Genomic DNA, 26,503 nt, shown 5'->3' on the forward strand with positions numbered 1-26,503 from the left:
GGTGGCGTTCGACGCGGCTACACCCGTGCGGGGGCGGGTTGTTCGCCCAGGTCCGGTACCGCCCGGCGGGCTGCGCGCCGTTCCGCGGCCCGGGCCGGGTCGAGGGAGGGCACGGCGGCCAGCAGCTGCCTGGTGTAGGGGTGCTGCGGCCGGTCGTACACTTCGGCGGCGGTGCCCTCCTCGACGATCAGCCCGTCCCGCATGACCGCGACCCGGTCGCTGACCTGCCGGACGACGGCCAGGTCGTGCGCGATGAAGACGAGCGCCAGTCCGAGGTCCCGCTGGAGTTCGGCGAGCAGGCTTGTGACCTGGGCCTGGGTGGTGACGTCGAGCGCCGAGACGGGTTCGTCGCAGACGATCAGCCAGGGGTCGGGGGCGAGCGCGCGGGCGATGCCGACGCGCTGCCGCTGGCCGCCGCTGAACTCGTGCGGGTACCGGTCGTGGTGCGCGGGGTCGAGGCCGACCCGGTCGAGGAGCTCGCCGACCCGGGCCCGGATCGTCTTCTCGTCGCGTTCCCCGGCGGCCCGCAGCGGGTCGGCGATGGATTCGCCGATGCTGCGCCGCGGGTTGAGGGAGGAGACGGGGTCCTGGAAGACCATCTGGGCGCCGGCCGGGCTGCCGGTGACGTCCCGGCCTTCGTGCCGGACCCGTCCGGTGGTGGGGGCGAGCAGGCCGACCAGCATCCGGCCGAGGGTGGATTTCCCGCTGCCGGATTCTCCGACAATGCCGAGGGTTTCTCCGGCCCGGACGGTGAGGGAGACCCCTCCGACCGCGGTGACGGCACGCCCCCGGCGGCCGAACTCCCGCCGCAGCCCGTCCGCTTCGAGGACGGCCGACCCCACCACCGCACCCTCGGGTCCGGTCCGGGTGGCCGCCGCGACGCCGTCCAGCCGGGGAACGGCGGCCAGTAGGGCGGTGGTGTACGCGTGCCGGGGGGAGGCGAGGACCTCGGCGACCGGGCCCCGCTCCACGGCGGTGCCGTCGCGCATGACCAGCAGCTCGTCGACGCTCTCGGCGGCCACCCCCACATCGTGGGTGACCAGCAGCAGCCCGAGCCCCCGCTCCTCCCGCAGCCCGTGCAGCAGGTCCAGGATCTGCGCCTGGACGGTGACGTCGAGTGCGGTGGTCGGCTCGTCGGCGATCAGCAGCCGCGGCTCACAGGCCAGGGCCATGGCGATGAGGGCGCGCTGGCGCATCCCGCCGCTGAACTCGTGCGGGCGCAACCGGGCGCGGCGGGCCGCGTCCGGGATGCCGACCCGGTCCAGCACCTCGACGGCCCGCGCCCGGGCGGCCCGCCGGGAGACGTCCGCATGGATCCGGTGCACCTCGGCGATCTGGTCGCCGATGGCGTAGTACGGGTCCAGGGAGCTCAGCGGGTCCTGGAAGACCATGGCGGCGGTGCCGCCCCGCAGCCGGCGCAGCTCGGCCGGCGGTGCCGCGGTCACGTCGGTGCCGCCCACCCGGACGGTGCCGTCCAGGTGGGCGCCCGTACCGCGGTGCAGTCCCAGCAGGGCGGCGGCCACGGTGGACTTGCCGCTGCCGGACTCGCCGACGATGCCCAGGGCGCGTCCCGGCTCCAGGGTGAAGGAGACCCCGTCCACGGCCCGTACGTACTCCCCCGCCCCGCCGACGGGGAAGTCGACCACCAGGTCGGTGACCTCCACCAGCGGTTCCGTCATGAGAGGGCCACCCTTCGGTCCGCGGCGGCGTAGAGCAGGTCGGCGATCGCGCCCGCGAGGACCACGGCCGCGCCGATGGCCAGCAAGACGCCCACCACGACGGGCAGGTCCACGACCCGCACGCCGTCGATGAGGGTCTTGCCGAGACCGGGGATCCCGAACAGCGACTCCGTCAGCACCGCGCCGCCGATCATCGTGCCGAAGTCCACGGCGCTGAGCGCGATCACGGGGGCCACGGCGCCGCGCACCGCGTGCCGGGTGACGATGGCCCGCTCCCCCACCCCGTAGGCGCGGAAGGTCCGGATATGGTCCTCGGCGAGTGTCTCCAGGGTCGAACTGCGGGTCACTCGTGCGTACTTGGCGCTCTCGAAGAGGCCGAGCGTCACCCAGGGCAGCAGCAGGTTCCAGGCCCACTGCTCGGGGTCCTCGGTCAGCGGCACGTACGTCGGGAAGGGCAGCCACTGGAGGTGGGCGCAGACGGCCATGAGCAGCAGCAGCCCCAGGATGAAGACGGGGGTGCCGGTCCCGGCGAGGGTGAGGACGGTCAGCGCCCGCTCGGTGATTCCGCCGCGGCGCAGCGCGGACAGCAGCCCGGTGCCGACACCGACCACCAGCCAGATCACCAGCGCGCCGAGCGCCAGCGACAGGGTGGCGGGCAGCCGGTCCAGGATGAGCTCGGTGACCTGCTGGTCGTTCTGGTACGAGAATCCCAGGCAGGGCGCGTCGCAGTGCAGGACCAGCCCGGCGCCGGCGGAGTGGTCGCGGCCCAGCAGCAGCCCCTGGAGGAAGTGCAGGTACTGGACGACCACCGAGTCGTTCAGCCCGAGCTGTTCGCGGACCTGGGCGATCTGCGCCGGGTTGCAGCGCTCCCCGCAGGCGAGGCGGGCGGGGTCGCCGGGGGCGAGGTAGAAGAGGGCGTAGACGATGACGGACAGGGCGAGCAGCACGAGCAGTGCGCCGCCGGTCCGTTTGAGCACGAAGCAGGTCATGGTCACCCCTTGCGCTCCTTTCTGGTGCCGACCCGCAGGCGGGAGCCTTCGCGCGGGTCGAGGGCCGTGCGGAGGGCGTCGCCGAGCACGGTGAAGGCGAGCACGGTGACGAAGAGCAGCCCGGCGGGGAGCAGGACATAGGCGGGGTCGGCGCGGAACCAGGTCTGGGCGCTGGACAGCATCTGTCCCCAGGAGGGGGTGGGCGGTTTGACACCGACCCCGAGGAAGGACAGCGAGGCCTCGGCCACCATGGCGGTGGGGACCTTGATCGCGGCGAGGGTGATGACGGGCGCGGCCAGCGAGGGCAGCAGCTCGCGGCGGGCGATCCGCAGGGTGCTGTTGCCGGAGAGCCGGGCGGATTCCACGAAGTCCAGGCCGCGCAGGGCGAGGGTCTGGGCGCGCACCATCCGGGCGGTGCCGCCCCAGTCGAGCAGTCCGATGACCAGGATCAGCAGCAGGGGCCGCGGGAAGTCGGGCGGCACGACGGCGGTGAGGGCGATGCCGAGCACCAGCACGGGCAGCGCGATCATCACATCGGTGAGCCGGCCGATGAGCTGCCCCACGAAACGGTTGCCGAGCGCGGCGGCGAGCCCGGCGGCCACCCCGACGAGGATCTGCACGGCGGTGGCGCCGAGGGCGACGAGGAGGGAGATCCGCGCGCCGTAGAGGAGCCGGGTGAACAGGTCGCGGCCGGTGCCGGGCTCGACGCCGAGCCAGTGGTCGGCGGAGATCCCGCCGAAGGAGCCGAGCGGGACCCCGCCGCGCGCGGAGTCGACGAGGTCGTCGTGGTACGCATTCGGGTCCTGGCCGGTGAGCTGGGCGAGCAGCGGCGCGGCGAGAGCGAGGAGGACGAGCAGCGCCAGCACCCCGGCGGCCGTGAGGGCCGCGGGGCGGCGGCGCAGGCGCCGCCAGACCTGGCGCGCGGTACCCGCGCCCGGGGTGGAGATCCCGGGCGCGGGCACCGGCTGATCGGCGGTGACGGTCACGGTCACTTGACCGAGACCTGCGAGATGTCGAGGACGCCGGTCCAGTCGCTGATCACGACGTTCTTGACGTCCTTGCCGACCAGCCGCTTGTAGACGGGGTGGAAGAGCGGGACGTCGAGAGCCTGCTCACCGATCTTCTTGTCCAGGGCGCCCCAGCGCTTGCCGGCCGCCGCCAGGTCGGTGAGCTTGTTGATCTCGTCGATCTCGGTGTTCACGGCGGGGTCGTTCAGCTGCGCGTGGTTGTAGTTGGTGCCGTCGGTGACGATCTGCCGGCCGTCGAAGATCGGGGCGAGGAAGGGTCCGCCGGACGGCCAGTCGGCGCCCCAGCGGGAGAGGAAGAAGCCGGGCGTGTTCTTGGCGTCCCAGCGGCGCTCGTTGAACGCGTTGTTCTCCAGGCCCTCCAGCTTGACGGTGATCCCGGCGGCGGCGAGCGCCTGCTGCACGGCGGTGGCGACCTCCGGGCCGGTCTGCCGGTTCTGCGCGGTGGAGTGGGTGAGGGTGATGGTCAGCCCGTTCGGGTGGCCGGCCTCGGCGAGGAGCTGCTTGGCCTTGGCCGGGTCGCCGGTCTTACCTGCCGGGAAGTGGTCGTACGGGGTGAAGCCGAACGCCTCCTTCTCGGGCAGGAAGGTGGTGGCGGGCTCGGCGAGGGCGGAGCCCCCGGCGGCGTTGATCACGCTGGTGCGGTTGATCGCGTGGGAGATGGCCTGGCGGACCTTCGGGTTGTCGAAGGGGGCCACCTTGGGGTTGAAGGCGAGGTAGTTGATGTAGCCGAAGCGGCCGGTGCCGACCCGCCCCTCCAGCTCCTTGTTGTTGCCGATCTGGGCGAGTTCGGCCGGGCCCAGGTTGGTGTCGGTGGTGATGGCGGCGGCGTCCGGGCCGGTGCTGGTGGACAGCCGCTGGTTGATGACGGCGGAGTCGAGGCCGGAGCGGACGTCGATGGTGTCCGGGTAGGCCTTGCGCTCCTCGTCGGTCTTCTCGTCCCAGTGCGGGTTGCGCTCCAGGGTGAGCCGCTCGCCGTCGTTCTCGTTCTTGACCACCTTGTAGGGGCCGGAGGAGACGGGGTGCTCCTCGTACTTCGCGCCGGTGTCCTTGGCCTTGGGGACGGGTGCGAACTGGGTCTGGGTGGCGACGAAGGGGAACTCGCCCTCCGGCTTGCGGAGCTTGAAGACGATGGTCTTCGCGTCGGGCACGACGATGGAGTCGAGGCCCTTGCCGCCGTCCTTGTAGGGGCCCTGGTACGACTCGCCGCCGACCAGCCAGTCCCGCAGGTAGGGGGCGCCGCCGGACAGCTCGGCGGCGAAGGACCGCTCGATGCCGTACTTGATGTCGGCGCTGGTGATCGGGGTGCCGTCCTCGTACTTCAGCCCGTCCTTGAGCGTGTACGTCCACTCGGTGGCGTCGGCGTTGGGCCGCCCGGTGTCGGTGGCCAGGTCGGGCACCACCTTGGTGCCGGCCGCCCCGCTCTCCCGGTTCCGGGTGGTGAGCGTACGGAACACCAGCGAGGGAACGTTTCCGCCGCCGGAGGTGTAGAGCCGGGCCGGGTCGAAGTCGTTCTGCGGCTCGGAGTTGAGGACGGTCAGCGTGCCGCCCTTCTGCGGCGCACCGGCGGTACCGGGCTTGCCGGTGTCCTTGGCCGCGCCGTCCTCGGGGCCGCAGGCCGCGGCGCCCCCGGCCAGTACGAGGCTGACGGAGACCGCGGCCACACGGCGCGATATGCGGGACTGACGGAACATCGGAAAGGACCTCTCGGCGAGAAGAAAAAGGGGGGAGGAAGGTGAAAACTCCACGCCGGGGCCGTGCAGAATGCCGCGCGCCCGGACATGGATATGCCCGGGCGCGGCGGAAAGCGGAAGAGAAAGAGCTGTCGGCGCGCGATCGGGCGACGTCAGCGACAGAAGATGTCGGCCACGCTGTGCGCGGTCACACCGAGGAGCGCCAGCTCAATGGCGGCGCTCGCGGAGGCGGTGTGGTGCTGCGACATGCGGAGAACCCTCGCCGATGATCGGACCGGTTGTCAACGCGACCGCTTGATGCACCGTCAACTCCCCGGATACACCCAGGGATTGGGCTTGCAGTGAATTCCGTCGACATCGAGGGACTTGGTCTGCTGCTGCATGATCGGCGCGAGGGCGCCGGGGGTGCGGCAGCTGACGTGGCCGTTCCCGAGCCGGTGTCCGACCTCGTGGTTGATCAGCATCTGCCGGTACGCGAACATCGCCTGCGCGCCGTAGGTCTGCGAGCCCTGGGCCCACCGGAAGGCGTTGATCATCACCCGGTCCGTGGAGGCCGAGTCGCAGGAGACGTTGTCGACGGTGGTGTCCAGGTCGGACTTGGCGCACCAGATCCCGGTGGTCCCCGGGCTGGCCAGGGTGATCACGAAGTCGACCTCGCCGGAGGGCACCCGCTCGAAGGTGCGCGCCCCGTTGTGCGCCCAGCTGCGGTCGTCGTTGAGGGTGCGCTGCACGGCCTCGGCGAACAGCTGCCCGTCCAGGCCGAGGCCTTGTTCCACGTCGACCCGGTAGCGGACGAGCTTCCCCTTGCCGGGGGCCTTGGCCAGACCCGGCACGGCGTCGAAGGTTCCCGGGCCCTTGAGTTTCGGGTCGATCGGGAACTGCTCGGCCATCTTCTGCTCGTACGACTTCTCCACGGGGGCCGCCGGGACCGCCGGGGCTGCGGCAGCGACGGAGGACTGCGAGGCGTCGGGGGTGGGCCGCTCGTCGGAACGGGAGGCCGCGGACTGCCCGGCCGCGGCCCGGTCCTTGCCGTCGTCGGCCGCGCGCGTGCCGGTCCGGCCGGCATCGTCCTCGGCCACGACCTGCCCGGCCACCACCACGGCGAGCACGGTGGTGACGGCCGCCGCCGCCATGCCGGTGTACGTACGGACCTTGGTGCCCCGGCCGGGCGCGGGCGCGGCCGGCCGGTCGTCGTCGTCGTCGCCGGTCCGCGGTACGGGGACCCGGCGGTGCGAGCCGGTGGAGGTGACCGCGTTCTCGGCCGGACGGGCCTGGGCCTCGAGGTTCTCGAAGATCTCGAGGTTCTCGAGGTCCACCTGCGGGAAGCCGGCGGCGGGCGTGCCGAAGGCCGGGGTGTGGTGGTCGGGGATGTAGTGGTCGGGGAACGGCCCGGGTGTGTTGCGGGTGGGGCGCGGCGCTCCGCGCCAGTCGCCGTAGGCTGCGCCGGCTCCCGGGCCGGCTCCGGTGCCGGCAAGGGCGCCCCAGCCGCCGCCGGGCTCGCGCAGCTCGGGGTGCCCGGCGCGCACCTCGGGCGCGGGCTGCTGTCCGTATCCCTGGTGGATGACGGTCTGTTCGACCCGGCGCCCGCCGCCGGCGCCGCCACCTGCGGCAAAGGCGTCGAACTCGTCCTCCACCTGTGGTGGACCGGCCTGGACGGAGGGGGGCGGAGTCATGACGGGAGCCGGGCCCGAGGCGGGGCCCTTACGACTGTGTCGTCCCACGGATCCTCAGCCTCTGTCGTCGTCGGCGCCGTTGTCGCCGTTTTCACCGTTGTCCCTGAGCAGGCCCCGGAAGGCCTCGGCGACCACCTCGGGGTACTCCATCATCGCCACGTGGCCGGCCTCCGGCAGCGTCAGCAGCCGCGAGCCCCGGAAGGCCGCGGCGGCCCTGCGCGCCATACGGTACGAGACGAGCCGGTCCCGGCCACCGTAGACCAGCAGGGTCGGGGCGAGAACCCGCTGGGCCTGTCGCCACAGTCCGTGCTGCCCGCCGAGGGTATAGGCATCGACGATGCCGCGGGATGAACGGCTCATGGCCTCCCAGAAGTACGGGAGGGCCATCCGGCGCTCCATCTCCTCGACGGCGTTCCGGAAGCCCTCGGGTGTCACCCGGGAGGGGTCTCCGTAACACAGGCCCATCACCCCCCGGGTGCGCTGTTCGGCGGTCAGCCCGCGGGTCAGCCGGCCGAGCAGGGCGGCGGCGCCGGGGACGGCGAGCAGCGCGGTGGGCACGGCGGTGCGCTGCACCCGCAGCTCCGGCAGGGCGGGCGAGACCAGGGTGAGCGAGCGCACCAGGTCGGGCCGGACGGCCGCGATCCGGGTGGTGACGGCGCCGCCGAGCGAGTTGCCGATCAGGTGGACGGGCCCGCGGCCACTGGCGTCGAGGTACCGGATCACCACCCGGGCGAGCCCGGTGACGGAGTAGTTCCGGTCGGTCGGCGGCGGCGAGTCCCCGAAGCCGGGCAGGTCGACGGCCTCGCCGTCGACGGTGTCCTCCAGCTGCTCCATCAGCGCGGACCAGTTCAGCGAGGACCCGCCGAGCCCGTGCACGTACAGGGCGGGCGGCAGCCCTTCGCGGACCGGCGGCCTCGACCGCACGGTGAGCGTCAGCCCGGGCAGCGCGACACTGCGCAACCGCTCCCCCTCGGCCACCCGCACCCCGCCGACCGGCGAGGACAGCTCGGCGGCGGACCTTACACCCGGCAGCTCGGTCGAAGACATGCGGCAATGTTACGAGACGATCACGCGGCAATCCGTGTGTCCGCGGTCACAAGTCTGCGTAGCGGTGGGCTCCCGACTCTCCTAGGCTCGTACTAGAGAGGAATGCGGGGCACGGAAATGAGGGGAGCCCCATGAGCGTCGACCCAGCGGAGCCGGACACCTTCCAGGATCAGTTCGCGGAGACGCTGGACCCGGAGGCCCCCGAGGCGGACGCCTCCGAGCAGCAGAAGGACCTCAGCCCTCAGGAGGACGACCCGCTGACCGGGCACGAGCAGGGCGAGGCTGCCGAAGGGGATGCCGCGGAGCAGGCGCGGATCGTGGAACTCGATGAAGAGGACTACCGCTGACCAGCACTTAGGGCGTCCGTACCGCGAGAAATCTCGGTCTGGACCCTCCAGATTCGGTTACCGAAAAGTACGATGGCGGCGCGGCGCACAGCGCACTGTGTTCGGAGAGAAAGTGGGAGGCGGCGTGACAGCCATCGAGCAGACCGAGGCGGCGCGCCCGCGGGGCACGCGACTGCCGCGCCGAGCCCGACGAAACCAGTTGCTGGGCGCAGCCCAGGAGGTGTTCGTCGCGCAGGGTTACCACGCAGCGGCGATGGACGACATCGCCGAGCGCGCGGGAGTGAGCAAGCCGGTGCTGTACCAGCACTTCCCGGGCAAGCTCGACCTCTATCTGGCGCTGCTGGACCAGCACTGCGAGGCACTGCTGCAGGCGGTGCGCGGGGCGCTCGCCTCGACCACCGACAACAAGCTGCGGGTCGCGGCGACGATGGATGCGTACTTCGCCTATGTGGAGGACGAGGGGGGCGCGTTCCGGCTGGTCTTCGAATCCGATCTGACCAACGAGCCGGCGGTGCGCGAGCGCGTCGACCGGGTGTCGTTGCAGTGCGCGGAAGCCATCTCGGATGTGATCGCCGAGGACACCGGTCTGTCCAAGGACGAGTCGATGCTGCTGGCGGTGGGCCTGGGCGGGGTGTCCCAGGTGGTGGCCCGGTACTGGCTGTCCAGTGAGAGCCCGGTGGCCCGCGACACTGCGGTCGGCCTGCTGACCTCGCTGGCCTGGCGCGGTATCGCCGGCTTCCCGCTGCACGGCACCGAGCAGCACTGATCCGTTCCGGCCCGGGGGCGATCTGTTCGCTGCGAGCGTTCCCCGGTACGCCGTCCGGGTCGTCCCGCCCGGCTAATGTGTCCGGTGTACGGCGCGGTGATCGCGCGACCCGGAGACGTCGGAGGGACAGAGCCGTGGAGGTCAAGATCGGCGTGCAGCACGCACCCCGGGAGATCGTGCTGGAGACCGAACTGAGCGCCGAGGAGCTCGAGAAGGCCGTCACCGACGCGCTCACGGGCAAGTCGCAGCTGCTCTCGCTCACCGACACCAAGGGCCGCAAGGTCCTGGTGCCGACGGACCGGCTGTCGTACGTCGACATCGGCGAGCCGAGCACCCGCAAGGTGGGCTTCGGCGCTCTCTGAGCGCGGGCCAGGCACAACGGGCACGTGTGGAACGGCCCGGTGGGGAACCCCCGCCGGGCCGTTTCTCTTTGTTCCGCTTCGGGTAGGACGGGCAGTGACCCGGTTGCCCGGACCCGTGGGAGGAACCTCATGCTGCTGATGGAAGCGCTCGGCTCGGCCCTGCTGGGCCTGGTCCTGTCCGCCGCCGCGCTGAGAGTCCTGGGCGAACGGCTGCCCTCGCCTCGATCGGTGCTGGTCAGCGGGGTGGTGGGAGCGCTGTTCGGCGCATATCTGACGCACTTCGCGCTGGGCCCTGGCCATACCAGTCCGGCCGCGACGTTCGGTGGAGCGGTGCTGGTGTCCGCGGTGGTGCTGTCCCTGCTGCTGCGTCCTGCCGGGCGCCCGGGGAGGTCGGGCCGGCGGGCTCCGTTTTCGGTCCCGTCGGGGGGATGACCGACGGAAATCGTGAGGGCGGCCCCGGAGCTGATGCGCTCCGGGGCCGCCCTGTGTGCCGGTGGTTCAGGCCGCGAGGCCGAGTGCGGCCATCCGCTTGGTGTGCGCCTTGGTGATCCGGGCGAACATCTCGCCGACGGCCGCCAGGTCGAACCCGGCGGCCATGCCGTCGACCCCGCCGACCAGCATGGTGGAGAGGGCGTCGCGCTCGGCGACCACCCGCTGGGCCTGCGAGAGGGCCTCGCCCATCAGGCGGCGGGCCCACAGCGCGAGCCGGCCGCCGACCCGCGGGTCGGCCTCGATCGCGGCGCGCACCTTCTCGACGGCGAAGTTGCCGTGACCGGTGTCGTCCAGCACGCCGAGCACCAGGGCGCGGGTGTCGGAGTCGAGGTGGCTGGCCACCTCGCGGTAGAAGTCACTGGCGATGGAGTCGCCGACATAGGCCTTGACCAGTCCCTCCAGCCAGTCCGAGGGCGCGGTCTGGCGGTGGAAGTCGTCCACGCCCTTGGCGAAGGGCTCCATGGCCGCGGTGGGCTCGGCGTCGACCGCCGCGAGCCGGTCGCGCAGCCGCTCGAAGTGGTGGAATTCGGCGGAGGCCATCTTCGCGAGCTCTGCCTTGTCGGCGAGAGTGGGTGCCATTTTGGCGTCTTCGGCCAGCCGCTCGAACGCCGCGAGTTCTCCGTACGCGAGTGCGCCCAGCAGGTCCACGACGGCAGCCCGGTACTGCGGCGAGGCGGAGGCATCGGCCCAGTTCTGGGCGGCGATCCCGGTGGCGCCGCCGTCGGCGTCTTCGGCGGGCGGCGATGCGTTTTCTTCGGTCGACATGCTCCGCACAATAGCCCGCCAAATGCCCGCGGGAGCCACCCGCCCGACGCGTTGTGCAGTGCCCTGTGGAGACGGCGCCGGACGCCGACCCGGTGAATTCACCCGACACACCTGCGCGATTCCGGGGTACAGTGGTAATGCGCCTGCCGAATACTCGACGGGCCATCCGAATGAGGATGCCCGGTCGGTGGCCCGATCGGCTCCAACCGACCGCCCTCGGTGTGGTGTGTACGTCCATGCGTACCGCCGCCCATGAGGGGCCCCCTCAGCGGCATGAGCGCGCTTGAGCGAAGGCAGTGGTCCCGCGCAGCTTCGTATGTACAAGGCAAGTACTACAGGCCAGGCACGGTACGACCCCCCTCGCCGCCTCGCGCCGCGTCTCACAGAAGAGGCAGCACCCTGACTACGTTCCGAGACCTCGGGATCTTTCCCGAGACGGCCGAGGCCCTTGAGGCCGTCGGCATCGTGTCCCCCTTCCCGATCCAGGAGATGACCCTCCCCGTCGCCCTTTCCGGCACGGACGTCATCGGCCAGGCGAAGACCGGAACCGGCAAGACGCTCGGTTTCGGCCTTCCGCTGCTGGAGCGGGTCGTCGTCCCCGCGGACGTCGAGGCCGGCCGGGCGAAGCCCGAGCAGCTGACCGACGCCCCGCAGGCCCTGGTCGTCGTTCCGACGCGTGAGCTCTGCACCCAGGTCACCAACGACCTGCTGACCGCGGGCAAGGTCCGCAATGTCCGCGTCCTCGCCATATACGGCGGTCGCGCGTACGAGCCCCAGGTCGAGGCGCTCAAGAAGGGCGTCGACGTGATCGTCGGCACCCCGGGCCGTCTGCTGGACCTCGCGGGCCAGAAGAAGCTCGACCTGTCGCACGTCAAGGCGCTCGTCCTGGACGAGGCCGACGAGATGCTCGACCTGGGCTTCCTGCCCGATGTCGAGAAGATCATCAATTTCCTTCCCCCCAAGCGTCAGACGATGCTGTTCTCGGCGACCATGCCGGGTGCGGTCATCGGCCTGGCCCGCCGCTACATGTCGCAGCCCACGCACATCCGCGCCACGGCGCCGGACGACGAGGGCGCGACCGTCGCGAACATCACCCAGCACGTGTTCCGCGCGCACAACATGGACAAGCCGGAGCTGGTCTCCCGCATCCTGCAGGCCGAGGGCCGCGGGCTGGCCATGGTCTTCTGCCGGACCAAGCGCACCGCCGCGGACATCGCGGAGCAGCTGGAGCGGCGCGGTTTCGCCTCGGGTGCCGTCCACGGCGACCTGGGCCAGGGCGCGCGCGAGCAGGCCCTGCGGGCCTTCCGCAACGGCAAGGTGGACGTCCTGGTCTGCACCGATGTCGCGGCTCGCGGTATCGATGTCGAGGGCGTCACCCACGTCATCAACTACCAGTCCCCCGAGGACGAGAAGACCTTCCTGCACCGGGTCGGCCGGACCGGCCGCGCGGGCAACAAGGGCACGGCCGTCACCCTGGTCGACTGGGACGACATCCCGCGCTGGCAGCTGATCAACAAGGCGCTGGAGCTGGACTTCCACGAGCCCGAGGAGACGTACTCCACGTCCCCGCACCTGTACGAGCTGCTGAACATCCCGGCCGGCACCAAGGGCATCCTGCCGCGCGCCGAGCGCACGCGGGCGGGCCTGAAGGCCGAGGAGATCGAGGACCTGGGCGAGACCGGCGGCCGTGGCCGCAAGTCCGCCGCCGCCTCGGCCGTGGTGACCGAGGAGCGCCCGGCGCGCACCCGTACGCCGCGCCAGCGCCGCCGTACCCGCGGTGGTGCGGAGGTTGCCGCCGAGGCTGCCGAGGCCGCTGTGGTGACCCCGGTCGCCGAGGCCGCCCCGGTGGCGGAGGAGGTTGCCGCGGAGCCGCGCAAGCCGCGTCGCCGCCGGACCCGGTCCACCTCGTCCGCGTCGGCCGCCGCCGCCTCCGCCGTGGCCGTGGCCGCTCCGGTGACTCCGGTCGCCGAGGCCGTGGCCGCTCCGGTGACCGTGGTCGCCCAGGCCGCCCCGGTCGTCGAGGAGGCTCCGGTCAAGCCGAAGCGGACCCGGACCCGCAAGGCCGCTGCCGCGGCCGAGACCCCGGAGCCCGAGTTCCAGACGGTCGCCACGGCCGCCCCCGTCGCCGAGGAGGCTCCGGTCAAGCCGAAGCGGACCCGGACCCGCAAGGTCGCCGCCGCGGCCGAGACCCCGGAGCCGGACTTCCAGATGGCTCCCCCGGTCGAGCCGGTCAAGGCCCGCCGCACCACCCGGACCCGTAAGGCCGTCGAGGCCCCGGTGACCCCGGTCGCCGAGGATGCTTCGGCCCCGGCCAAGCCGCGGCGCACCCGGACCCGCAAGGCTGCGGAGTCCCCCGAGGCCTGAGCCTCACCGCACGGATCGAAGGCCCGGCCCTCCCTCGGAGGTGCCGGGCCTTCGGCATACCCGGGGTGCTGCCCGGCGCACCCGACCGGCCAGTAACGTGGCGGCATGAGCAAGCCGCCGCGACTGACGCTGCCCCCGTGTGCCCGTGCCCGCCTCCTGGAGACCTCCCGCGGCGCGTTCGCCGTGCACGAGGCCGGCGACCCGGTGCACGGCACGGCCCTGCTGGTCCCCGGTTTCACGGGCAGCAAGGAGGATTTCATCGGGCTGCTGGAGCCGCTGGCCGGCGCCGGCTTCCGGGTCCTCGCCGTGGACGGGCGCGGGCAGCACGAGAGCCCGGGCCCGCGCGAGGAGTCGGCGTACTCCCTGGACGAGCTCGCCCGGGACCTGCTGGCCCAGGCCGCGGCCCTCGGCACGCCGGTCCACCTGCTCGGGCATTCCCTCGGCGGGCTGATCTCGCGCGCCGCCGTGATCCGCGATGCCGCTCCGTTCCGCAGCCTGACCCTGATGAGCAGCGGGCCCGCCGCCATTTCCGAGGCCCAGCAGGCCCGTACGAAGCTGCTGGTCGGAGCCCTGGAGGTGATGCGGGAGGACATGGCGGGGGTGTGGGCGGCGATGCGTGCCCAGGATCCGGAGGATGCCGTCCCGGACACCCCCGAGCTGGCCGGGTTCCTGCGCCGGCGCTGGCTGTCGACGGTGCCCGAGCAGCTGATCGCCACCGGCCGGACGCTGATCTCCGAGCCCGACCGGGTAGCCGAGCTGGCCCGGGTGGAGCTGCCCAAGCTGGTGCTCTCCGGGGCGGTGGACTACGCCTGGCCAGTGCCGCTCATGGACGACATGGCGCGTCGGCTGGGTGCGGCACGGGTGGTGATCCCGGGGACGGAGCACTCGCCCAATGCGGAGGACGCCCCGGCCACGGCCGCCGCGCTGGCCGCGTTCTGGACATCCGTCGGCGTTACCGAACCCGCCAGTAGTTAGCCAGTGAAAAAATTTCCTTAGCGTAGGGAATTATTGCGTCCTACACTTCGTTGGACCCTGTGCAAGGAGAACACTGACGAAGGGAGAAGCCCGTGCGCTTCGAGATTCTGCGCCTGGACGATGTCGACGGAAACGCCGTGGACAGCACCGTCGTGGACGCGGCCTCCGTCAACCGGATCGTGCAGCAGGCCGCCGCGGTGGGCCAGCGCATTCTCATCCGGCCGGCCGAGTAGCGTCCTCCGCCTGCCGCAAACGCCGAAGGCCCCCGCTCCGGACCGGAGCGGGGGCCTTCGGCGTGCCACGGCGACCGGGCTCAGGCGCTCTGGATCACCTGCAGCACACCGTTGATGATCTGCTGCACGGCGATCGCCGACAGCATCATGCCCGCCAGCCGGGTCACCAGGACCACGCCGCCGTCCCGGATCACCCGGATGATCACCAGCGAGTAGCGCATGACCAGCCACAGCACCACGTGCATGGCGACGATCGCCGACCACACCGAGACCTGGCCACTGAGGCCGTCGGCCTTCTGGACGGCCAGGATGACCGACACGATGGCACCCGGACCGGCCAGCAGGGGCATGCCCAGCGGCACCAGCGCCACGTTCACGTCCTTGGTCTGCTTGGGCTCGTCCGTCTTGCCGGTCAGCAGGTCCAGCGCGATCAGGAGCAGCAGGAGACCACCGGCGATCATCAGCGCGGGCACCGAGACGTGCAGGTAGTCCAGGATCTGCTGGCCGCAGATACCGAAGACGGCGATCACCCCGAAGGCCACGCAGACGGCCTGCCAGGCCATCTTGCGCTGCACCTTGACGGGGCGGCCCGAGGTCAGCGCGAGGAAGATCGGCGTGATCCCCGGGGGGTCCATAATCACAAAAAGGGTGAGAAAAAGGGATCCGAAAACGGCAAAGTCGAACACAGGGAAGCCTTGGCCTTGCAGGAGTGGTGGTACGAAAACGGGGACGCGGCCGGCCCGGGGCCGGTTATGCGGGGCGTCCGCCCGCGCCCGGCACCGGGAAGGCACCCGTCGCACGGCGGGTGATCTCGCCGTAGATCTCGGGGTCCGTGGTGTACTCCCCGAGCCGGCAGGTCTTGCGGCTGCCGTGGTAGTCGCTGGAGCCGGTGGTCAGCAGACCCAGCTCGGCGGCGAGACCGCGCAGCCGTGCCCGGGTGGCGTCGTCGTGGTCCATGTGGTCGACCTCGATGCCGTCCAGGCCCGCAGCCGCCAGCTCCGCTATCACGCTCTCCGGGACGCACCGGCCGCGCTTGACCGCGGCGGGGTGCGCGAAGACCGTGACCCCGCCGGCCGCCTTGACCAGGCGGATGGCCTCGAAGGGGTCCAGTTCGTGCTTCTCCGCGTACGCGCGACCGCCATCGGCCAGCCAGTCCGGGGTGAAGGCGTCCGAGACCGTCGGTACGACCCCCAGCTCGACCAGTGCGGTCGCGATGTGCGGGCGGCCCACCGAGCCCTCGCCGGCGATCCGCGCCACCTGCTCCCAGGTGACGGGCACGCCCAGGGCCTGGAGCTTGCCGACCATCGTCTGGGCGCGGGGGGTGCGGTCGTCCCGGACCAGCTCCCGCTCGCGCGCAAGCTCGGGCTCCGCCGGGTCGAAGAGGTAGGCCAGCATGTGCAGTCCGATGCCGTCCAGACGGCAGGACAGTTCGGCACCGGTCACCAGGGTGAACCCGGCCGGCAGAGCCCGGACCGCGGCAACGGCCTCGGCGTGACCGCCGACCGTGTCGTGATCGGTCAGGGCGACGACGTCCAGCCCGGCGGCAGCCGCATGGCGGACCAGCTCGGCGGGGGTGTCCGTACCGTCGGAGGCCGTGGAGTGGGTGTGCAGGTCGATGCGCACAGCACGGCTCCAGGGGCAGGACGGACGGGGGGACACTTCAGGATAACCGGCGATCACCCGCCCGAAGGCCGACCCGGCGGCCGGAGGGGCGCTACGCGGGGACCCGCCGCCGACGCTACTCGGGCCCGGGCGACAGGATGCGCGGGCTGAGGGCCCCGCACGGCAGGAGCTCCACCTCCGCACCCGCGTCCCGCAGATCCGTCAGCACCAGCTCGTCGTACATCAGCAGGCCCGACTGCTCGGGCCAGACCACCGCCCACAGCCACAGCCCGCGCGCCTCCCCCGCGAACACCGCACGGTCCTCGGGAGTGCCGGCCACATGCCAGAGCGGGGTGGGACGGCCGGCCGCGATCACCTTGGCGTGCGGCGGACCGGATACGTTCAAATAGGCGCCCGGGTCAGGGCCGTCGATGCCCGCATAGCGCGCCCCGAGGCCCACTCCGAGCTCCTCGGCGACGAGCAGCAGCTCCCCGATCCCGCCGAGCGGGCCCGGCCCCGAACAGGCCACCGCGGTGGCCCGGCCCCCGCTGCGGTCGTCCCCGGCCGAGGCGATCCCGGTGAACAGCCAGCCGACCGGCAGCGGCCAGGGCATCCACACCGGTACCCGGGTGCGGTGCACGACCACGCCGAGGCCCTCGACACTGGGGGGAATGATGGGCTGCAAGGGGTGGACGGTGCCGTGCACCGCGCACTGCCAGGAGTCGGCGAAAAGGCCGGGCGCCCTGACCCGGCCACCGCACTTCGGGCAACTCGGTTCACCCCTCATAAGAAGCCACGTTCCTCCCCGGCCGGGGCCGCGTCAAGGGACGATCACCCGTCCGGAGGCGATCCGTACCCCCGCCGGCGGGCGTCAGTCCAGGGCGACCGAGCTGCGGCGGGGATCGCGCAAATCCGTGCCGCGGGCGAGCCAGCGCTCCTGGAGGGCCGCCGCACCGTGCACCCGCTTCCAGGCGGCCTCGTTGGCGGTCATCGGCAGCAAGGGGAGGAAGCGGACCGGATCCATCGGCTCGTCGAGCTCCAGGTCCGCCACCAGTCCGCCGGGTTCGGCGACCAGCACGGAGCCGAACGGCGCCCCGGGCCACAGCGGTTCACCCAGATCCAGCGAGGCACCGGGGGCCACGACCAGCCCCTCCACCTGCGGGGTGGCGGCGAGGACGGCCAGCGGGCGGAGCACCTTGTCGGTGTCGGCGAGGCCGGCCCGCACGGTCAGCACCAGCTCGGCCCGCGGCCCGCGCACCGGGTCGGCGACCACGGCGGTCGGGTCGGCCATCGGCTGCGCCGCCATGCCGAGGGTGGCGTACCGGACGAGCGCCCCGCCCTCGTCGGACGCCGGGAACCGGAGCACCTCGATGCGGTCGGTCCCGAGGAAGGTGACGGCCGCGCGGGCGTCGGGTTCGCCGAGTGCGGTGCGCAGCCGGGCCTCGACGAGTGCCAGAAGATCTGCCATGGATCGAGCATAGAACTCATATGGGGTGGGTAAAACCAGGGCTTTGACCATCTGTCGGCTGATAGTGTTGACCGCTGGACAGGACATCCCCCACGGGGGACCGGCCGGAGGAGGTGGGGCTGCGGTGGATCGAAGTCGATCGTGCAGTACCGGCCCCGGCCACACTCCCCGTCGTCCTGTTCCTTCCGCGCGCCGCCGGTAGCTCCCGGCCCGTGCCCCGCGGAGGGCCTCCCACCCGCACGGTCCGCAGCCGTGCGAAGGAGCCTGCCATGTCGATGATCCGTGACCTGCGCGCAGTCGTCCGCCCTTCGCTGCGCAAGTCCACCCCCGTCCAGCCCGGCTACGACACCACCCGCGACCCCTCGGCGACCAGTGCGGTCGTCGACTGCGCGGTGTACCGCGACGGCCGCCGGCTGCCCCGGGCCGCATGTCCCACCCCGCGTGCCGCCATGCGCGAGGTGCGCCGGGACGGCGGTTTCACCTGGATCGGCCTGCACGAGCCGACCGAGGCCGAATTCGCGGACATCGCCGCCGAGTTCGGGCTCCACCCGCTGGCCGTGGAGGACGCGGTGCACGCGCACCAGCGGCCGAAGCTGGAGCGCTACGACGACACCCTGTTCGCCGTCTTCAAGACCATCCACTACGTCGAACATGACGAACTCACCGCCACCAGCGAGGTCGTGGAGACCGGCGAGGTGATGTGTTTCAGCGGCCGGGACTTCGTCATCACCGTCCGGCACGGCGGCCAGGGCTCGCTCAAGGGGCTGCGGCACCGGCTGGAGGACGAGCCCGAGCGGCTGGCCAAGGGCCCCTCGGCGGTGCTGCACTCGATTGCCGACCACGTGGTGGACGGGTATATCGCGGTCGCGGCGGCCGTGCAGGACGACATCGACCTGGTGGAGAGCGAGGTCTTCGCGGCCCCGGCCGGCAAGGGCGGGCCGCGCGGCGCCGACGCCGGGCGGATCTACCAGCTCAAGCGCGAAGTGCTGGAGTTCAAGCGGGCGGTGTCGCCGCTGATGCGGCCCATGGAGCTGCTCAGCGAGCGGCCGATGCGGCTGGTGGACCCGGACATCCAGAAGTACTTCCGGGACGTGGCCGACCACTTGGCCCGGGTGCACGAGCAGGTCATCGGCTTCGACGAGCTGCTGAACTCGATCCTCCAGGCCAACCTGGCGCAGGCGACGGTGGCGCAGAACGAGGACATGCGCAAGATCACCTCATGGGCGGCGATCATCGCGGTGCCGACCATGATCTGCGGTGTGTACGGCATGAACTTCGACCACATGCCCGAGCTCCAGTGGAAGTACGGCTATCCGATGGTGATGGCCTCGATCGTCGGCATCTGCTTCACCATCCACCGGGCCCTGCGCCGCAACGGCTGGCTGTAGGGACCTACCCTGTGCGCATGACTCTCAGCGCACTCGAGCTGGCCCTCGTCGAGGAGGCCACCAAGAAGTCCGGCCTCATCTGGGTCCGGGGCACCGGGCCCGACCGGGGGCTCTGGCACGCCTGGGTGGCCGGTGCCGCGCACGTGCTGGGCGACGGGCCCGGCGAGCAGCCGTTCCCGGGGCTGGCGGACGGTGCCGCCGCCGAGGTGACCGTACGGAGCAAGGACAAGGGCGGCCGGCTGGTGGCCTGGACGGCCCGGGTCCGGGAGCTGGAGCCGGGCAGCGAGGCCTGGGAGGCGGCGGCGGCCGAGCTCAAGACCAAGCGGCTGAACGCGCCCGACTCCGAGACGATGACCGAGCGCTGGGCCCGGGAGTGCCGGCTGCTGCGGCTGGAGCCGGAGGCCGCGCGTACGGAGCTGCCGGACGGCTCGCATGCCGCCGCGCCGCTGCCGTCGCCGGGGATCACCCGCCGGCCGGTGCCGGCGGCGCTGCCGAAGCTGCTGCTGAAGCGGAAGAAGCGGGCCTCCTAGCGGGCCTCAGCCCTGGCTGGGGTCGGAGCCCGAGCCGCTGCCGGAGCCGGTGCCCTTGGTGGTGGGCAGCTGGGAGCCGTAGTCCACGGTCTGATCCTCCGGCGGAGCCTCGATCTGGAACGTGGTGCCCCAGTCGGCCAGTTCCACCGTGCCCGCGCCGCCCGCCCGCTCCATCCGCACCGGGTACGGGGTGCCCTCCAGGGAGACGGCGAGCTTGCCGCCCGCCCCCTTGTCGGCCGTGACCGAGATCGTGCGGGTGTGGCCGACCTTCGCGTACGCGCCCTTGGCCAGCTTGCCGTCCAGTCCGAGCAGCCCGTCCAGCAGCACGTCCATGTCGGTGAACCCGCGCAGCTGCTTGTAGGAGGGGTCGCCCTCGGGGACCTTCACGAACTTGTCGCCGAGCTTGCCGGCCGCCTCGGACTGCCCCCAGAACGCCGCGTTCGCCTTCAGGAAGAGCTCCTCACCCACCCGGAGCAGCTGGAAGGTGTTCTCCTGCGACCGCACCTCACCGGAACCACCGTCCGACTTGAGCCGCATGTCGAGGGTGAAGGTCTTGCCGCCGCTGACGACCGTCCCGGACAGCCGGACCGAATCGGCGGCGGTCGCGGCGTCCCGCGCCTTGTCCTCGATCTGGTCGGCGGACAGTTTGCCGACCCCGTTGGTGCCCTTGTCGGGATCTTCCTCCCCGCCCCCGCAGCCCGTGGCGGCGACGGCGAGGCCGACACACAGGGCTCCGACACCGGCGGCGCGGCGCAGCCGTGCGAGAGGGAAACAGGCGGTCACGGGCAGGTGCCTCTCGTCGTCGTTGGCGGGCAGCAGGCAGCGTACCCGGCCCCGATCTGCGGCCCGGGCACCCCCTCGGCCCGAGCGGACCGCCCCACCAGCGCAGTTCCCCCTGGCACGGGCTAGCCTGAGGCTCGGAACCGGAGGATGTGAACGCACCAGGAGGCGCTCGGATGGCTGCAGGCGCCCCACGGATCTTCGTCTCGCATCTGTCGGGTGTGCCCGTCTTCGACCCCAACGGCGACCAGGTGGGCCGTGTCCGCGACCTGGTCGCGATGCTGCGCGTCGGCGGCCGGCCGCCCCGGCTGCTGGGCCTGGTGGTGGAGGTGGTCAGCCGCCGGCGGATCTTCCTTCCCATGACCCGGGTGACGGGCGTGGAGTCCGGCCAGGTCATCACCACCGGTGTCATCAACCTGCGGCGGTTCGAACAGCGCCCCACCGAGCGGCTGGTCCTCGGCGAGCTGCTGGACCGCCGGGTGAAGCTGGTCGCCACCGGCGAGGAGGTCACCGTCGTGGACGTGGCCATCCAGCAGCTGCCGGCCCGCCGCGACTGGGAGATCGACCGGATCTTCGTACGGAAGGGCAAGGCGGGCGCGCTGCGCCGCCGCGGCGAGACCCTGACCGTGGAGTGGTCGGCGGTCACCGGTTTCTCGCTGGAGGAGCACGGGCAGGGCGCCGAGAGCCTGGTCGCCACCTTCGAGCAGATGCGGCCGGCCGACCTGGCGAACGTCCTGCACCACCTGACGCCGAAGCGGCGGGCCGAGGTGGCCAACGCCCTCGACGACGACCGGCTCGCGGACGTCCTGGAGGAGCTGCCGGAGGACGACCAGATCGAGATCCTGGGCAAGCTGAAGGAGGAGCGGGCCGCCGACGTCCTGGAGGCGATGGACCCGGACGATGCGGCCGACCTGCTGTCCGAGCTGCCGGAGGACGACCAGGAGCGGCTGCTGACGCTGATGCAGCCGGAGGATGCCGCCGATGTGCGCCGCCTGCTGTCGTACGAGGAGAACACCGCGGGCGGTCTGATGACCACCGAGCCGATCGTGCTGCGGCCGGACGCCACGGTCGCGGACGCCCTCGCCCGGGTCCGGCAGGCCGACCTCTCCCCCGCGCTGGCCGCGCAGGTGTACGTGTGCCGGCCGCCGGACGAGACCCCGACCGGCAAGTACCTGGGCACGGTGCACTTCCAGCGGCTGCTGCGCGATCCCCCGTTCACCCTGGTCAGCTCGCTCGTGGACGCCGACCTGCCGCCGCTGCGGCCGGATGCCTCGTTGCCGGCCGTGACCAGCTACCTCGCCGCGTACAACATGGTGGCGGTGCCGGTGGTCGACGAGAGCGGCTCGCTGCTGGGCGCGGTGACCGTGGACGACGTACTGGACCACCTGCTGCCGGACGACTGGCGCGAGACCGACTTCCACTCGGAGGAGGCCGTGCGTGGGCACTGAACGCGGCCCCCGACGGGACCCACAGCGGGACTCGCGGCGGGAGCAGGCGCGCGAGAGCCGCCGGGAGCAGCTGCGGGAGCGGCGCGAGGTGGCGCGCCGCCATGCCCGCGCGCACGGGCTCGCGGAACGGGCGCGGGCGGAGGAGGGGGCCGAGCGGGCCGAGCGGACGAAGTCCTCGTTCGCGGCCGGGGAGCGGACCGGGTCCAGCGCACTGACCCGGTCGCGGGCCCGGCTGGACCTGCCGCGGCCGGCCCGGCGGCGGCTGCTGCCGGAGTACGACCCGGAGGCGTTCGGGCGGTTCTCGGAGAAGATCGCCCGGTTCCTCGGCACCGGCCGGTTCATCGTGTGGATGACCCTGGTCATCATCGTCTGGGTGCTGTGGAACATCTTCGCGCCGGACAATCTGCGGTTCGACCAGTACCCGTTCATCTTCCTGACCCTGATGCTGTCGCTGCAGGCCTCGTACGCCGCCCCGCTGATCCTGCTCGCGCAGAACCGGCAGGACGACCGGGACCGCGTCAACCTGGAGCAGGACCGCAAGCAGAACGAGCGGTCGATCGCGGACACCGAGTACCTGACGCGGGAGATTGCGGCGCTGCGGATGGGCCTGGGCGAGGTCGCGACCCGCGACTGGATCAGGTCCGAGTTCCAGGACTTGATCAAGGAGATGGACGAGCGGCGTCTATTCCCGCTCGAGAGTGACGAAGGCGACCGCTAGCGGTCTTTCCCGGGGCCCGCTACCGGGCCGTACCATCGGGTCATGGCTACCGACACAAGCTCCGCCGCCGCCGTGCCCGGGCAGGACGCGATCCTGGACGCGCTGGCGACGGTGAACGACCCCGAGATCCACCGGCCGATCACCGAGCTCGGCATGGTCAAATCGGTCGAGGTCGCCGAGGACGGCTCGGTCGCCGTCACGGTGTATCTGACGGTGTCGGGCTGTCCCATGCGGGAGACCATCACCAAGAACGTGACGGACGCCGTCGCCAAGGTCCCCGGTGTCAGCTCGGTCGCCGTCACCCTGGACGTGATGAGCGACGAGCAGCGCAAGGAGCTGGCCACCGCGCTGCGCGGCGGCACCGCCGAGCGCGAGGTGCCCTTCGCCAAGCCGGGCTCGCTGACCCGGGTGTATGCGGTGGCCTCCGGAAAGGGCGGCGTCGGCAAGTCCTCGGTGACGGTCAACCTGGCCGCGGCGATGGCCGCGGACGGGCTGAAGGTCGGCGTGGTCGACGCGGACATCTACGGCCACAGCGTGCCGCGCATGCTGGGCGTGGAGGGCCGGCCCACCCAGGTCGAGAACATGATCATGCCGCCGTCGGCGAACGGCGTGAAGGTCATCTCCATCGGCATGTTCACCCCGGGCAACGCGCCGGTGGTGTGGCGCGGGCCGATGCTGCACCGGGCGCTCCAGCAGTTCCTGGCGGACGTGTTCTGGGGCGACCTGGACGTGCTGCTGCTGGACCTGCCGCCGGGCACCGGCGACATCGCGATCTCGGTGGCCCAGCTGGTGCCGAACGCGGAGATCCTGGTCGTCACCACCCCGCAGCAGGCGGCTGCCGAGGTGGCCGAGCGGGCCGGCTCGATCGCCGTGCAGACCCACCAGAAGATCGTCGGCGTGGTCGAGAACATGTCCGGGCTGCCGTGCCCGCACTGCGACGAGATGGTCGACGTGTTCGGGACGGGCGGCGGCCAGCTGGTCGCGGACGGCCTGACGAAGACCACCGGCGCGAGCGTGCCGGTCCTGGGCCAGATCCCGATCGACGTGCGGCTGCGCGAGGGCGGCGACAACGGCCAGCCGGTGGTCCTGTCGGACCCCGAGTCCCCGGCGGGCGCGGCGCTCCGCTCCATCGCCGGCAAGCTCGGAGGCCGCGCCCGCGGCCTGGCAGGCATGTCCCTGGGCATCACCCCGCGCAACAAGTTCTGACCGCACCACCCCCGGTGTGGGCAATCGTTCCGCTGGGGCGGAACGGGTGGGCACACCGGAACCCGCACCCGCAGGGACCGCGCAGCGTTAAGGGCACCGCCGCTCAGGCGGTGCCCTTCGCTGTACCCGGAGCGGGGCTGCGGGACACGCTGCGCGGCCGGTGCGCGCCGTCGTGCCGTGTGCCCACCCGTGCCGCCCTGCGGCACGATTGCCCACCCGGCGGTGGCCCTACGCGTACGCGCTGAGGTCGCCCGCCTGGGCAAAGGCCAGACCGTACGCGCTCATGCCCCGCCCATACGCCCCCAAGTGAACCCCCGCCTCGGTGGAGCCGGCCAGCACCCACCCGAACTCCGACTCGCGGTAGTGGAACGGCGTCGGCACCCCATCCACCGGCAGGGACAGCGTCGACCAGTCCGGCCCCGCCAGATCGTCCGCCAGCTCCCACGCCGCCTCGGTCTGCTGGTCCAGCCAGTCGTTCCGCAGGTTGTGGTCCATCTGGCCCGGCCAGGAGAACGCCAGCAGCCCGGAGCCGGCCAGCCAGGCCGCCGAGGAGACCGAGGTAGCCTCCAGCACCCCGGTGCCGTCCCCGCTGCGGCGCAGCGGGTTGCTGGCGACCGTGACGACCACCGCGAACCGCTCCTTCTCGCCGGTCGCGATCTCGCCCCGTACGGAGGGCTCGTCGCCGTGCCCGACGGAGCCGTGCTCCACGGTGCCGTCGGCGGCCGTGCCCAGCTGCATCAGCCAGCGCGGCCCGGTGAACGCCTCGTCCAGCCCGTACCAGGGAAAGTCGGCCTTGAGGTAGTTCTGGACCGCGCGCCGGGCGACCGGCACGGGCTGCGGTCCGGTGTGCTCCTGCTCCGCTGCGTGGCTGGGGGCCGGGGCCGAGGCGGTCTCCTCGGCGGCGGGCTGAGCCCCTACCCGGCTACTGCTGGTGGTCTCCATCTGCGGCCTCTCGTTCCGTGGGATCCGGAACATCCCGCCCCCCTCGGGCGTCCTGCATCCGGACAGATGGAGAGAATAGCCACCCGACCCGCTCGGACCCGGCAGGTTGCGACGGAGGAGACTCAGGTGGCGTCGGCGTCGAACCGGGCCCGCTGCTCCACCGCGGGCGCTGCCGGCTTCTTCAGCAGGTCGGGACCGGCGGTCGCGGCGGGGGCGGTTTCCGCCTCCTTGCCGTTGACGGCGTCGGTGACGTCGCCCAGCTCCTTGCGCAGGTCGAAGCTGGTGCGGATCTCCTTCAGGTCCTCGTTCTCGGTCAGCTGCTTGCGGATGTACGTCTTCGGGTTCAGGTCCTCGAACTCGAAGTCCTTGAAGTCCGGTCCGAGTTCCGAACGGATGTCTTCCTTCGCGCTGTCCGAGAACGCGCGGATCTTGCGGATGAATCCGGTGACGTCCTGGATGACCTTGGGCAGCTTGTCGGGGCCGAAGATGAGAATGGCGAGCACCACGATGGTGACCAGCTCAAGGCCGCCTATGTCGTTGAACACCTTGCCGCTCCTCGGCTCTCATCCATCGGGCCTCGACAACGGTACCCGTCGTTCTCCGCAGAACGACACCTCGCTCCCTCATTAACTCACTCGTCATGAGCCGTTCGCCGAACCGAGGACGAGTTCGAGGGTGCGTTCCCGCCCGTCGCGCAGCACGGTCAGCCGGAGCGGGTCGCCCGGCCGGTGCGCCCTGACCTTGATGATCAGTTCGTCGCCGCCGTGCACCCGCTGCCCGTCGACCCTGGTGATCACGTCGCCGGGCAGGATCCCGGCCCGGGCGGCCGGGCCGTCGGCGATGACCGCCGACTTGCCGTCCTCGGTCCGGGTGCCGACCTTGGCGCCGTCTCCCGTGTACTGCATGTCGAGGGTGACCCCGATGACGGGGTGGGTGGCCCGGCCGGTGCGGATCAGTTCCTCGGCGACCCGCTTGCCCTGGTTGATGGGGATCGCAAAGCCGAGTCCGATGCTGCCGCCCTGCCGTGCCCCGTCCTTGCCGCCGCCGCCCTCCTCGGCTCCGCGGATGGCACTGTTGATGCCGATCACCCGGGCCCGGCTGTCCAGCAGCGGCCCGCCGGAGTTGCCGGGGTTGATGGGGGCGTCGGTCTGCAGGGCGTCGACGTAGCTGATGTCGCTGCCGTCGCCCTTGTCCCCGCCTGCGGTGATGGGCCGGCCGGTGGCGCTGATGATCCCGGCGGTGACGGTGTTGGAGAGGTCGAAGGGCGCGCCGATGGCCACCACCGGGTCGCCGACCTTGACGTTCTCGGAGTTGCCGAGGGCCAGCGGGCTGAGGCCCTTGACCCCGTCGACCTTGACGATCGCGAGGTCGTAGCCGGTGTCCCCGCCGACGAGGGTGGCGGCCACGCTCTCGCCGGTGCTGAAGGTGACGAATATCTGCTTGGCTCCGGCCACCACGTGGTTGTTGGTGAGGATGTGGCCGTTGCCGTCGAGGACGAAGCCGGTGCCCGTGCCGCCGCTGCCGCCGCCGCTCACATGCAGGGTGACCACCCCGGGCAGTGCGGTGGCAGCGATCCCGGCGACGCTGTCGGGGGCCCGCTGGCCGCTCTCCGGGCCCGCCTGTGGGAGTTCCAGCCGGGTGGAGGCCTGGCGCTCGGCCAGCACGCCCGCATAGCCGCCGACACCGCCGGCCAGCAGGGCGATGCCGATGCCGCCGACGGCCATCGTCCAGCGGCGGCGCGGGCGGGCCGGTGCGGTGTCGAAGATCTGCAGCGGGGCGTCCTGCCACGGGTCGTAGCGGGGGCCCGGTACGACGGTCTGCGCGCCCGCGGCTCCGCCGGCCGGGCCGGGCTCCGCGCCGCCGGCCTCCGGCCCGGGGTGCTGCGCCGGGACGCGCCCCGGCTCCGCCCGGTCCGGAGCGGACCCGTCGGGTCGGCTCCACCACCGGGGGGCCGGCTCGGCCGCGTCGGTCGCCTGGTTGTCGGACATGGGTTCTCCCCGCATACGTCGT

Annotated in this window: 28 protein-coding genes; 12 read left to right on the forward strand and 16 right to left on the reverse strand. The window is 72.0% G+C overall.

The features are described from left to right. Window positions 1-17: 17 nt before the first annotated feature. From ABT123_RS26075 to ABT123_RS26105, 7 genes are all read right to left on the reverse strand, one after another. Complete coding sequence (locus ABT123_RS26075) at window positions 18-1,679, reverse strand: dipeptide ABC transporter ATP-binding protein (RefSeq protein WP_351318915.1); 1,662 nt, start codon at window positions 1,677-1,679, stop codon at window positions 18-20. After that, complete coding sequence (locus tag ABT123_RS26080; RefSeq protein WP_351319074.1) at window positions 1,676-2,668, reverse strand: ABC transporter permease; 993 nt, start codon at window positions 2,666-2,668, stop codon at window positions 1,676-1,678. Before ABT123_RS26080 ends, ABT123_RS26075 begins: the two co-directional genes overlap by 4 nt. Before the next feature lie 2 nt (window positions 2,669-2,670). Then, a complete protein-coding gene (locus tag ABT123_RS26085; RefSeq protein ID WP_502971051.1) occupies window positions 2,671-3,660 on the reverse strand; it encodes an ABC transporter permease in 990 nt (329 codons plus the stop codon). Beyond that, window positions 3,657-5,387, reverse strand: a complete 1,731-nt coding sequence (locus ABT123_RS26090) for an ABC transporter substrate-binding protein (RefSeq protein ID WP_351318917.1) — start codon at window positions 5,385-5,387, stop codon at window positions 3,657-3,659. Before ABT123_RS26090 ends, ABT123_RS26085 begins: the two co-directional genes overlap by 4 nt. A gap of 152 nt (window positions 5,388-5,539) precedes the next feature. After that, on the reverse strand, window positions 5,540-5,635 hold the full coding sequence (locus tag ABT123_RS26095; protein ID WP_351318919.1) for an Ms4533A family Cys-rich leader peptide: 96 nt from the start codon (window positions 5,633-5,635) through the stop codon (window positions 5,540-5,542). A gap of 57 nt (window positions 5,636-5,692) precedes the next feature. Continuing rightward, window positions 5,693-7,060, reverse strand: coding sequence for a DUF3152 domain-containing protein (locus ABT123_RS26100; RefSeq protein ID WP_351318921.1), 1,368 nt, complete (start codon window positions 7,058-7,060; stop codon window positions 5,693-5,695). A 54-nt stretch (window positions 7,061-7,114) separates the two neighbouring features. Then, complete coding sequence (locus ABT123_RS26105; RefSeq protein ID WP_351318923.1) at window positions 7,115-8,107, reverse strand: alpha/beta fold hydrolase; 993 nt, start codon at window positions 8,105-8,107, stop codon at window positions 7,115-7,117. Between the two features lie 131 nt (window positions 8,108-8,238). Between ABT123_RS26105 and ABT123_RS26110 the strand changes: the two genes are divergently transcribed. From ABT123_RS26110 to ABT123_RS26125, 4 genes are all read left to right on the forward strand, one after another. Beyond that, entirely contained in the window at window positions 8,239-8,454 is a 216-nt protein-coding gene (locus ABT123_RS26110) for a hypothetical protein (RefSeq protein WP_351318925.1), read from the forward strand. A gap of 124 nt (window positions 8,455-8,578) precedes the next feature. After that, entirely contained in the window at window positions 8,579-9,220 is a 642-nt protein-coding gene (locus ABT123_RS26115) for a TetR family transcriptional regulator (RefSeq protein ID WP_351318927.1), read from the forward strand. Window positions 9,221-9,354: 134 nt separating this feature from the next. Then, window positions 9,355-9,582 (forward strand): DUF3107 domain-containing protein, encoded by a 228-nt coding sequence (locus ABT123_RS26120; protein ID WP_351318929.1) that lies wholly within the window; start codon window positions 9,355-9,357, stop codon window positions 9,580-9,582. 132 nt (window positions 9,583-9,714) lie between these two features. Beyond that, on the forward strand, window positions 9,715-10,014 hold the full coding sequence (locus tag ABT123_RS26125) for a hypothetical protein (protein ID WP_351319078.1): 300 nt from the start codon (window positions 9,715-9,717) through the stop codon (window positions 10,012-10,014). A 66-nt stretch (window positions 10,015-10,080) separates the two neighbouring features. On the opposite strand, the gene ABT123_RS26130 is transcribed toward ABT123_RS26125, so the two are convergent. Next, window positions 10,081-10,839: a ferritin-like fold-containing protein gene (locus tag ABT123_RS26130; RefSeq protein ID WP_351318931.1), complete on the reverse strand. Its 759-nt coding sequence runs from the start codon at window positions 10,837-10,839 to the stop codon at window positions 10,081-10,083. Between the two features lie 465 nt (window positions 10,840-11,304). Between ABT123_RS26130 and ABT123_RS26135 the strand changes: the two genes are divergently transcribed. From ABT123_RS26135 to ABT123_RS26145, 3 genes are all read left to right on the forward strand, one after another. Next, a complete protein-coding gene (locus tag ABT123_RS26135; protein ID WP_351318933.1) occupies window positions 11,305-13,203 on the forward strand; it encodes a DEAD/DEAH box helicase in 1,899 nt (632 codons plus the stop codon). 105 nt (window positions 13,204-13,308) lie between these two features. Then, a complete protein-coding gene (locus tag ABT123_RS26140; RefSeq protein ID WP_351318935.1) occupies window positions 13,309-14,178 on the forward strand; it encodes an alpha/beta hydrolase in 870 nt (289 codons plus the stop codon). A gap of 92 nt (window positions 14,179-14,270) precedes the next feature. Further along, a complete protein-coding gene (locus tag ABT123_RS26145; RefSeq protein ID WP_351318937.1) occupies window positions 14,271-14,411 on the forward strand; it encodes a DUF8834 family protein in 141 nt (46 codons plus the stop codon). A gap of 80 nt (window positions 14,412-14,491) precedes the next feature. Here the strand turns inward: ABT123_RS26145 and ABT123_RS26150 are convergent, their stop codons facing one another. The 4 genes from ABT123_RS26150 to ABT123_RS26165 all read right to left on the reverse strand — a co-directional run bounded on the left by ABT123_RS26150 (window position 14,492) and on the right by ABT123_RS26165 (window position 17,481). After that, window positions 14,492-15,097 (reverse strand): MarC family protein, encoded by a 606-nt coding sequence (locus ABT123_RS26150; RefSeq protein WP_351318939.1) that lies wholly within the window; start codon window positions 15,095-15,097, stop codon window positions 14,492-14,494. 64 nt (window positions 15,098-15,161) lie between these two features. After that, window positions 15,162-16,034: a PHP domain-containing protein gene (locus ABT123_RS26155; RefSeq protein ID WP_351318941.1), complete on the reverse strand. Its 873-nt coding sequence runs from the start codon at window positions 16,032-16,034 to the stop codon at window positions 15,162-15,164. 115 nt (window positions 16,035-16,149) lie between these two features. Then, window positions 16,150-16,800, reverse strand: a complete 651-nt coding sequence (locus ABT123_RS26160; protein WP_351318943.1) for a DUF6758 family protein — start codon at window positions 16,798-16,800, stop codon at window positions 16,150-16,152. Window positions 16,801-16,884: 84 nt separating this feature from the next. Beyond that, a complete protein-coding gene (locus tag ABT123_RS26165) occupies window positions 16,885-17,481 on the reverse strand; it encodes a suppressor of fused domain protein (protein WP_351318945.1) in 597 nt (198 codons plus the stop codon). A gap of 269 nt (window positions 17,482-17,750) precedes the next feature. Here ABT123_RS26165 and ABT123_RS26170 point away from each other — a divergent pair, with 269 nt between their 5' ends. Both ABT123_RS26170 and ABT123_RS26175 read left to right on the forward strand, forming a co-directional pair. Further along, the gene (locus ABT123_RS26170; protein WP_351318947.1) at window positions 17,751-18,869 is read left to right on the forward strand and encodes a magnesium and cobalt transport protein CorA; all 1,119 of its coding nucleotides are present in this window, start codon (window positions 17,751-17,753) and stop codon (window positions 18,867-18,869) included. A 17-nt stretch (window positions 18,870-18,886) separates the two neighbouring features. After that, window positions 18,887-19,399, forward strand: coding sequence for a hypothetical protein (locus tag ABT123_RS26175; protein ID WP_351318949.1), 513 nt, complete (start codon window positions 18,887-18,889; stop codon window positions 19,397-19,399). Between the two features lie 6 nt (window positions 19,400-19,405). Here ABT123_RS26175 and ABT123_RS26180 read toward each other — a convergent pair whose 3' ends face one another. After that, a complete protein-coding gene (locus ABT123_RS26180) occupies window positions 19,406-20,182 on the reverse strand; it encodes a hypothetical protein (protein ID WP_351318951.1) in 777 nt (258 codons plus the stop codon). 173 nt (window positions 20,183-20,355) lie between these two features. On the opposite strand from ABT123_RS26180, the gene ABT123_RS26185 reads away from it, so the two are divergent. From ABT123_RS26185 to ABT123_RS26195, 3 genes are all read left to right on the forward strand, one after another. Continuing rightward, a complete protein-coding gene (locus ABT123_RS26185; RefSeq protein ID WP_351318953.1) occupies window positions 20,356-21,627 on the forward strand; it encodes a magnesium transporter MgtE N-terminal domain-containing protein in 1,272 nt (423 codons plus the stop codon). A gap of 211 nt (window positions 21,628-21,838) precedes the next feature. Continuing rightward, a complete protein-coding gene (locus tag ABT123_RS26190) occupies window positions 21,839-22,345 on the forward strand; it encodes a DUF1003 domain-containing protein (RefSeq protein ID WP_351319080.1) in 507 nt (168 codons plus the stop codon). Between the two features lie 42 nt (window positions 22,346-22,387). Then, window positions 22,388-23,551 carry an Mrp/NBP35 family ATP-binding protein gene (locus ABT123_RS26195; RefSeq protein WP_351318955.1) on the forward strand — a complete coding sequence of 388 codons (1,164 nt, stop codon included), beginning with the start codon at window positions 22,388-22,390 and terminating at the stop codon, window positions 23,549-23,551. A 228-nt stretch (window positions 23,552-23,779) separates the two neighbouring features. Here ABT123_RS26195 and ABT123_RS26200 read toward each other — a convergent pair whose 3' ends face one another. The 3 genes from ABT123_RS26200 to ABT123_RS26210 all read right to left on the reverse strand — a co-directional run bounded on the left by ABT123_RS26200 (window position 23,780) and on the right by ABT123_RS26210 (window position 26,481). Further along, window positions 23,780-24,493, reverse strand: coding sequence for a hypothetical protein (locus ABT123_RS26200; RefSeq protein WP_351318957.1), 714 nt, complete (start codon window positions 24,491-24,493; stop codon window positions 23,780-23,782). A 122-nt stretch (window positions 24,494-24,615) separates the two neighbouring features. Then, window positions 24,616-25,038, reverse strand: a complete 423-nt coding sequence (locus ABT123_RS26205; protein WP_351318959.1) for a sec-independent translocase — start codon at window positions 25,036-25,038, stop codon at window positions 24,616-24,618. A gap of 93 nt (window positions 25,039-25,131) precedes the next feature. Then, a complete protein-coding gene (locus tag ABT123_RS26210; RefSeq protein WP_502971052.1) occupies window positions 25,132-26,481 on the reverse strand; it encodes a S1C family serine protease in 1,350 nt (449 codons plus the stop codon). Between the last annotated feature and the right edge of the window lie 22 nt (window positions 26,482-26,503).

It is taken from the genome of Streptomyces sp. NPDC002054 (assembly GCF_040296685.1).
Classification (GTDB): Bacteria; Actinomycetota; Actinomycetes; order Streptomycetales; family Streptomycetaceae; genus Streptomyces.

Coding starts and splice junctions, on each gene's coding strand:
- ABT123_RS26075 (WP_351318915.1), bottom strand. CDS start 1,679: ATGACGGAACCGCTGGTGGAGGTCACCGACCTGGTGGTCGACTTCCCC.
- ABT123_RS26080 (WP_351319074.1), bottom strand. CDS start 2,668: ATGACCTGCTTCGTGCTCAAACGGACCGGCGGCGCACTGCTCGTGCTG.
- ABT123_RS26090 (WP_351318917.1), bottom strand. CDS start 5,387: ATGTTCCGTCAGTCCCGCATATCGCGCCGTGTGGCCGCGGTCTCCGTC.
- ABT123_RS26095 (WP_351318919.1), bottom strand. CDS start 5,635: ATGTCGCAGCACCACACCGCCTCCGCGAGCGCCGCCATTGAGCTGGCG.
- ABT123_RS26100 (WP_351318921.1), bottom strand. CDS start 7,060: ATGACTCCGCCCCCCTCCGTCCAGGCCGGTCCACCACAGGTGGAGGAC.
- ABT123_RS26105 (WP_351318923.1), bottom strand. CDS start 8,107: ATGTCTTCGACCGAGCTGCCGGGTGTAAGGTCCGCCGCCGAGCTGTCC.
- ABT123_RS26110 (WP_351318925.1), top strand. CDS start 8,239: ATGAGCGTCGACCCAGCGGAGCCGGACACCTTCCAGGATCAGTTCGCG.
- ABT123_RS26130 (WP_351318931.1), bottom strand. CDS start 10,839: ATGTCGACCGAAGAAAACGCATCGCCGCCCGCCGAAGACGCCGACGGC.
- ABT123_RS26140 (WP_351318935.1), top strand. CDS start 13,309: ATGAGCAAGCCGCCGCGACTGACGCTGCCCCCGTGTGCCCGTGCCCGC.
- ABT123_RS26160 (WP_351318943.1), bottom strand. CDS start 16,800: ATGAGGGGTGAACCGAGTTGCCCGAAGTGCGGTGGCCGGGTCAGGGCG.
- ABT123_RS26165 (WP_351318945.1), bottom strand. CDS start 17,481: ATGGCAGATCTTCTGGCACTCGTCGAGGCCCGGCTGCGCACCGCACTC.
- ABT123_RS26170 (WP_351318947.1), top strand. CDS start 17,751: ATGTCGATGATCCGTGACCTGCGCGCAGTCGTCCGCCCTTCGCTGCGC.
- ABT123_RS26175 (WP_351318949.1), top strand. CDS start 18,887: ATGACTCTCAGCGCACTCGAGCTGGCCCTCGTCGAGGAGGCCACCAAG.
- ABT123_RS26185 (WP_351318953.1), top strand. CDS start 20,356: ATGGCTGCAGGCGCCCCACGGATCTTCGTCTCGCATCTGTCGGGTGTG.
- ABT123_RS26195 (WP_351318955.1), top strand. CDS start 22,388: ATGGCTACCGACACAAGCTCCGCCGCCGCCGTGCCCGGGCAGGACGCG.
- ABT123_RS26200 (WP_351318957.1), bottom strand. CDS start 24,493: ATGGAGACCACCAGCAGTAGCCGGGTAGGGGCTCAGCCCGCCGCCGAG.
- ABT123_RS26210 (WP_502971052.1), bottom strand. CDS start 26,481: ATGTCCGACAACCAGGCGACCGACGCGGCCGAGCCGGCCCCCCGGTGG.